General features: G+C 44.8%; 1 protein-coding gene. It reads right to left on the bottom strand.

Going from position 1 to position 308, the window contains the following annotated elements; all coding sequences use genetic code 11:
- Nucleotides 1-8 precede the first annotated feature (8 nt).
- Nucleotides 9-308: integrase core domain-containing protein (locus KFE26_RS23810; RefSeq protein ID WP_212601933.1), on the bottom strand; the 300-nt coding region annotated here is incomplete at its 5' end.

The following is a 308-nucleotide window of genomic DNA, read 5'->3' as shown; positions in this document are numbered from 1 at the left end:
TGTAGTGGTCAACTAAATTTGGCCACAGCTTTAGAATCTTCCCAAAATCGTCGCTCTGATTCATTTGGGCTCAATCCTGCATTGTAATGATGTGGCCTGACTTCACAGTAATAACCAATGATGTAATCGGTCACATCTTGTTTAGCTTCGCTAAAACTCTTGTAGCCTTGTGTCGGGAGCCATTCCGTTTTTAAACTTCTGAAAAACCGCTCCATTGGCGCATTATCCCAGCAGTTACCGCGACGGCTCATGCTCTGGGTGATTTGATATTTCCACAGCCGCTGACGGTATTTCAGGCTGGTATAATG

The organism is Shewanella sp. M16 (assembly GCF_018224605.1).
GTDB lineage: Bacteria > Pseudomonadota > Gammaproteobacteria > Enterobacterales > Shewanellaceae > Shewanella > Shewanella oncorhynchi.
This window is presented reverse-complemented; position numbering and strand designations above follow the sequence as displayed.